The following is a 6,764-nucleotide window of genomic DNA, read 5'->3' as shown; positions in this document are numbered from 1 at the left end:
ATTGAAAAATTTAAAAGCAGCTTTCCCTAATAAATATATTTGAGACATAGCAATATTAATCAAATTTCAAATGAAAGTTAAGCTAAAATTAACTCTTATTATTCTCCTGGCTTTTTACAGTTTTTCAAAAGGACAAAGCAAGGATAATTATAATATGTGGTTTCAATATTTATTATCTGCAAAAGTTTCAGATAAAAGTACCCTTACTGCTCTTACACAATACAGATCTTTTGATCTGGCTTATGATACAAGATTATTTCTGCTGAATGCTTATGTGGATTATGAAGTAACCGACAATATAAAGCCGGCAGCCGGAGCCATGTTTCTTATTCTAGAGTCTTATAATGCTGATGATTCCAAAAAGATCCGATATGAAAAACGCCCTTTTCAACAGGTAACCTTTGAAAATAACATTGGAAGAACCTCTCTTTCTCACCGTTTACGCGTGGAAGAAAGGTTTATCAGTAATCCTGATGAATTTACGGTAAGGCTCCGGTACCTTATCTCTGTAAGAATTCCATTTAACAGAAAGGGAGAGAAAGAAAGACTATATGGCATTCTCAAAAATGAAATCAGAATGAATATGGTAAAAGACGAGCCCTTTGACAGCAACCGTTTAACAGCGGGAATAGGAATTAAAATAGGGAAAAACTCCGCTCTGGAACTAGCTTTCATCAATCAGCTTGAAACACTGAAGACCAGTAATTATGGATTCATAGGCTTCAGAAACAGCTTTGACTGGAGAAAAAAACAAAAATAAAATACTAATCTAATATCTTATTACATATCATGCTTACTATACTTGGCTTTTTAATGATTACGGCTTTCATGATACTCATCATGAATAAAAAAATGACTCCGCTTACAGCCTTGGTTCTTATCCCTTTACTTATTGTATATATTGCCGGATTCGGTGAAGAGTTGGGAAAAATGATGAAAGAAGGTGTCAATGAAATTGCCCTTACCGGTGTAATGCTGATCTTTGCCATTTTATATTTCAGCCTGATGATTGACGCAGGACTTTTCGAACCCCTCGTGAACGCTATCTTAAAAGCTGTGGGGGACAATCCTGTAAAAACTACAATCGGAACAGCCTTATTAACAACACTCGTTTCTTTGGACGGAGATGGCTCTTCCACTTATATTATTGTGGTGGCGGCTATGCTTCCCCTTTATAAAAAGCAGGGTATGAACCCTTTAATTCTAACATGTATTATTATGCTAGCCGGTGGAATCATGAATATATTGCCTTGGGGTGGACCTACCGCAAGAGTTATGAGTTCTCTGAAACTTAGCCATACCCAAATTTTCGTTCCCATGATCCCTCTCATGCTTATTGGTCTTACGTGGGTTTTTATTGTCGCTTACATATTGGGAATAAAAGAAAAAAAGAGAATAGCAAAACACGGGAAATATCAAAAATACAGCGCCCAGGATATTGCCGGAGAAAAAGACATCACTCTTCGCCGGCCTCAGCTGTTGTATGTTAATTTAATTCTGACACTCATCCTTCTCACTGTGATGATTCTCGATATCATTCCATTGAGTATTGCTTTTATGATTGCATTCTGTATTGCCGCAGTTATCAATTACCCACAATTAAAGGATCAGCAAAAAATAATTTCCAAGCATGCAGGAAATGCATTGGGAGTAGCAGGAATGATCTTTGCTGCAGGGATTTTCACAGGAATATTAAATGGTACAGGAATTATGACTGCTATGGGAAACAGTATTATAGAAATCATTCCTGAAAGCTGGGGAAATTTCCTTAATGTGATCACGGCAGTATTCAGTGTTCCTCTTACCTTTTTCCTTACTAATGATGCCTATTATTTCGGGATATTACCTGTCATTACAGCTACAGGAAGCCAGCTGGGAATTCCTCCTGATGTTTTGGGAAGAGCCAGCCTTGTGGGGCAGGCTTCTCACCTTCTGAGCCCGTTGGTTCCATCTACTTATTTATTGGTTTCTCTTGCAGGCGTTGAGTTTTCGGATCACTTAAAATATACTTTAAAATGGGCCATAGGTTCATCTATTATCATGTTGATCGGTGCTTTGATTCTAGGAATAATATAAATCTATAAAAACTATAATTTTTTATTTAATAAAAACATACATTTACTTTAGTGAACCAAAGATTATCATGAACTCCTTGCCTGAACAAAAAATATTTACAGGAAGCTATCTGAAAAACCTTTCCTTATATGTATTCCTATCTATTATTGGTGGAGCATTATTTGGTTATTATTTTCCCGATATCAGCCGGAAGCTGAAGGTAGTAAGCTATTATTTCTTTGTGACCCTGGAAGCTCTGATTGTTCCTGTGATTTTCATTGCAACCACTTATGGTATCAGCAATATTTTCAACAAACGGAATGCTTTTAAGATCACAGGCCAGATGATACTTTACTTTCTTTTGATCACTTCTGTGAGTATTGTATGGGGAGCAGGATTCGGGCTATTGCTAAAGCCCGGCTCCAATACAGGAATTATTCTTTCTTCCGCCGAAGGAAAACTTCCTCAGCAGTTTATTGATCATATAGGGATTTCGAATACTCCTTGGTATACGAGTGAGTATGCTATTTTTTTATTCATCTCTATCACCGTTGGGATTCTGATCAACGTATTCAATAAAAGAGAGAGTTTCATGCAGGCTCTGGATACAGGAAAAAACCTTTTTTACAGCTTGGTTAAATACTTATATATTGTTCTTCCTCCTGTTATTTTCTGTAATATCGCTTACAGTATTTCCGTCTATGGGATCAATACTCTTCTCCCTTTAAGTAAAGTGGTTGCGAGTGCTTACCTCGCCAATATTGTTTTTATATTCGGGATCTTGGGATTAGTGGCCTATCTGTTTGGTATTAACATCTGGAATTTTCTGATTTCAATTAAGGAGGAGATTCTTCTTGTAGTAGCCACTTCTTCATCCAAAACAGCCTTTCCCATGATTTTTGAAAAGCTGGAATTTCAAGGGTATGACAGAGAGATCTTAAGATTCGTAATTCCCTTAGGGTATAATTTTAACCTTGCGGGAGCCTGTATTTATTTATCCATATGCTGCCTGTTTCTCATCCAGTTTTACAACATCTCTTTAGATATAGAAGATTATATGATACTCTTTCTCATCATATCGATTGCTTCAAAGACAGCCTCCGGAGTTCCGGGTTCAGGATTTCTTGCCCTGATATTTGTCCTCAGCAGATTCAAAAAAATTCCAATGTCCGACCTTGCATTATTATACAGCATAGACCGCTTCATGAATGAAGCAAGGGCAGTAACCAACTTCATAGGCATCGCACTTTCCGGTGCTATCATCTCTAAACTCAATCAGATAAAAAATTAATTATTAAAATGATATTTTCAGAATTCGCAGATATACTCCATCACCCTGCTCAATCTTTGGCTATTATTGCCAATCTTATTCTCATCGAAAGCCTTCTGTCCGTTGATAACGCCGCCGTACTGGCAACGATTGTAATGGACCTGCCTGAAGCTCAACGAAAAAAAGCACTTAAATATGGTATAGTAGGAGCTTATGTTTTTCGTGGGCTCGCCCTTATTTTCGCTTCATTTCTTATTTCAGTATGGTGGATAAAACCGTTGGGAGGATTGTATTTGCTTTATATTGCAGTAGACTGGTTTATTAAAAAATTTAAAGCATCCAAAGAAGAAGAGGAACAGGAAGAAGCAAAGAAGGAATCCAGCTGGCTGTACCGGAATTCCATTGGCTTATTGGGTCACTTCTGGGCAACTGTGGTTTTGGTGGAAGTCATGGACCTTGCTTTCTCCATTGACAATGTTTTTGCAGCGGTCGCTTTTTCCGATAATCTTTTATTAATCATATTAGGAGTCTTCATTGGAATTCTGGCCATGAGATTCATTGCCCAGTGGTTTGTAAAGCTGATGCAGAAATTTCCTTTCCTTGAAACTGCCGCATTTATTGTGATTGCTGTTTTAGGTCTTAAACTTTCTTTTTCCCTGTATGAGCACTTTTATCCGAAGTCTCCACTCTCCTTATTTTTAAGCGGACATATTATGGAAATCCTGATTTCAGGAGTTACCGTTTTGATTTTCCTGTTACCTATTCTTACGAGCTATCTTTTCGGATTTCCAAAACGTGAGAAATAATTTTCTGCCAAATTTTCACACTCATCCGTAATTTTCTGCCAAAAATTTCCTTTGGCATGCTTGGCATACATTTAGAGAATTACAAGACAGAAATAATTAAAAAAACAAATATATTATGTCAGTAAACTTTAAACCATTAGCAGACAGAGTATTGGTAGAACCAATCGCTGCAGAAACTAAAACAGCTTCAGGCATTATTATTCCGGACACCGCTAAAGAAAAACCACAAGAAGGTACTGTAGTAGCTGTAGGTCCAGGTAAAAAAGATGAACCTACAACTGTTAAAGTAGGTGACAAAGTTCTTTATGGAAAATATTCAGGTTCTGAATTAAAATTGGAAGGAAAGGATTATTTAATCGTAAGAGAATCTGATTTATTGGGAATCATCGGATAATTGCTTATAGCAAATGGCTTTTGGCAGCTGGCATTAAAGCATAATTAGGCAATGAGGGATTTTAAAAAATTTGAAGTATGGCAATTAAGCCATCATTTAACTTTAAATGTTTACACCCATACCAAAGACTTCCCAAAGGAAGAAATATTCGGGTTGACCTCTCAAATTAGAAGATCTTTCGCTTCAATTGGCTATAATATTTCAGAAGGAAGCGGCAGAAATTCAGATAAAGAATTTGCTAATTTTATTAATATTGCTTTAGGATCATCCAACGAAGCCGAAAACCAATTAATACTTGCTAAAGATTTAGGATATATTGATACCAATACTTTCGAAAATCTCATGGAAGAATTAACAACATTAAAAAAGAAGCTTGTTGCTTTCTGGAACAAGCTAAAACAGAATTAAAATTAATTAAACCTGCGACTTTAAAGGCCAAAAGCCAGAAGCAAGTCGCTAAAAGCTTACAATTATGGCAAAAGAAATAAAATTCGATATCGAGTCAAGAGACGCATTAAAAAGAGGAGTTGACGCATTGGCAAATGCAGTGAAAGTAACTTTAGGACCGAAAGGTAGAAATGTAGTTATTGAAAAATCTTTCGGAGCACCTCACGTTACTAAAGACGGAGTTTCCGTAGCAAAAGAAATCGAACTTGAAGATAAAGTAGAAAACATGGGAGCTCAGATGGTAAAAGAAGTAGCTTCCAAAACTAATGATATCGCAGGAGACGGTACTACTACCGCTACTGTATTAGCACAGGCTATCGTAAGAGAAGGTCTTAAAAACGTAGCTGCAGGTGCTAACCCAATGGACTTAAAAAGAGGAATCGACAAAGCGGTAACTGCTGTTGTTGAAAACCTTAAATCCCAATCTCAGGCTGTAGGAGATTCTACAGATAAAATCAAGCAGGTAGCTTCTGTTTCTGCCAACAATGACGAAACGATCGGTTCTCTTATCGCTGAAGCTTTCGGAAAAGTAGGTAAAGAAGGAGTAATTACTGTAGAGGAAGCTAAAGGTATCGATACTACGGTAGATGTGGTAGAAGGTATGCAGTTTGACAGAGGATACCAGTCTCCTTACTTCGTGACTAACCCTGAGAAAATGGTGGCTGAAGTAGAAAACCCTTATATCCTTTTAGTAGAGAAAAAAATCTCTTCCATGAAAGAATTATTACCTGTTCTTGAGCCTATCGCACAGGGAGGTAAGTCTTTATTGATCATCTCTGAAGAAGTGGAAGGTGAAGCTTTGGCTACTTTAGTGGTCAACAAATTAAGAGGTTCTCTTAAAATTGCTGCTGTAAAAGCTCCTGGATTCGGAGACAGAAGAAAAGCAATGTTAGAAGATATCGCCATCTTAACAGGTGGACAGGTTATTTCTGAAGAGCAAGGTTTCACTATGGAAAACATCTCTTTGGATATGCTTGGAACTGCTGAAAAAGTAACCATTGATAAAGATAACACAACGATCGTAAACGGTGGTGGTGATGAAGCTAAAATCAAAGGAAGAGTAGCTCAGATCAAAGCTCAGATGGAAACAACTACTTCTGACTATGACAGAGAAAAACTTCAGGAAAGATTAGCTAAGTTAGCCGGTGGTGTTGCTGTTCTTTATGTAGGAGCTGCTTCTGAAGTGGAAATGAAAGAGAAAAAAGACAGAGTGGATGATGCATTACATGCTACAAGAGCTGCTGTTGAGGAAGGTATCGTTGCCGGTGGTGGTGTAGCTTTAGTAAGAGCCATCTCTTCTCTAGGAAATCTTTCAGGAGAAAATGCTGATGAAACTACAGGTATTAAAATCGTGAAAAGAGCGATCGAAGAGCCATTAAGACAAATCGTTGCCAACGCAGGTGGTGAAGGTTCCGTAATCGTTGCTAAAGTAGCGGAAGGAAGCGGAGACTTCGGATACAATGCTAAAACGGACGAGTATGTAAACATGCTTGAAGCAGGAATCATCGACCCTACGAAAGTAACAAGAGTTGCCCTTGAAAATGCAGCTTCTGTATCAGGTATGCTTTTAACCACTGAATGTGTGATCACTGAAGTGAAAAAAGACGAACCAGCTATGCCAATGGGTGGTGGAATGCCAGGAATGATGTAACGGTCAGCGACCGAGGCAATTAATATATAAACCGTTCTATTTTTATAGAGCGGTTTTTTGTTAACTTAAAATAGCATTTTCCAGAATACTGTTTTCCGTAATTTATGTGATTATAATATTTTAATTTAGTAAGAAATATAT

7 protein-coding genes are annotated in these 6,764 nt (G+C 37.4%); all 7 read left to right on the top strand.

What is annotated here, in order from left to right:
* Positions 1–70: 70 nt before the first annotated feature.
* Positions 71–760 carry a DUF2490 domain-containing protein gene (locus tag Q0A18_RS11240; RefSeq protein ID WP_292010245.1) on the top strand — a complete coding sequence of 230 codons (690 nt, stop codon included), beginning with the start codon at positions 71–73 and terminating at the stop codon, positions 758–760.
* 29 nt (positions 761–789) lie between these two features.
* Positions 790–2,076: a citrate:proton symporter gene (locus Q0A18_RS11235; protein WP_292010244.1), complete on the top strand. Its 1,287-nt coding sequence runs from the start codon at positions 790–792 to the stop codon at positions 2,074–2,076.
* 67 nt (positions 2,077–2,143) lie between these two features.
* Entirely contained in the window at positions 2,144–3,346 is a 1,203-nt protein-coding gene (locus Q0A18_RS11230; protein ID WP_292010243.1) for a cation:dicarboxylase symporter family transporter, read from the top strand.
* An 8-nt stretch (positions 3,347–3,354) separates the two neighbouring features.
* The gene (locus Q0A18_RS11225) at positions 3,355–4,131 is read left to right on the top strand and encodes a DUF475 domain-containing protein (protein ID WP_292010242.1); all 777 of its coding nucleotides are present in this window, start codon (positions 3,355–3,357) and stop codon (positions 4,129–4,131) included.
* 115 nt (positions 4,132–4,246) lie between these two features.
* Positions 4,247–4,525, top strand: coding sequence for a co-chaperone GroES (locus Q0A18_RS11220; RefSeq protein WP_123262470.1), 279 nt, complete (start codon positions 4,247–4,249; stop codon positions 4,523–4,525).
* 51 nt (positions 4,526–4,576) lie between these two features.
* A complete protein-coding gene (locus Q0A18_RS11215) occupies positions 4,577–4,933 on the top strand; it encodes a four helix bundle protein (protein ID WP_292010241.1) in 357 nt (118 codons plus the stop codon).
* A 64-nt stretch (positions 4,934–4,997) separates the two neighbouring features.
* Positions 4,998–6,623, top strand: coding sequence for a chaperonin GroEL (gene groL / locus Q0A18_RS11210; RefSeq protein WP_292010240.1), 1,626 nt, complete (start codon positions 4,998–5,000; stop codon positions 6,621–6,623).
* Positions 6,624–6,764: the final 141 nt, after the last annotated feature.

The sequence above is a fragment of the Chryseobacterium sp. genome, assembly GCF_022712095.1.
GTDB lineage: Bacteria > Bacteroidota > Bacteroidia > Flavobacteriales > Weeksellaceae > Chryseobacterium.
This window is presented reverse-complemented; position numbering and strand designations above follow the sequence as displayed.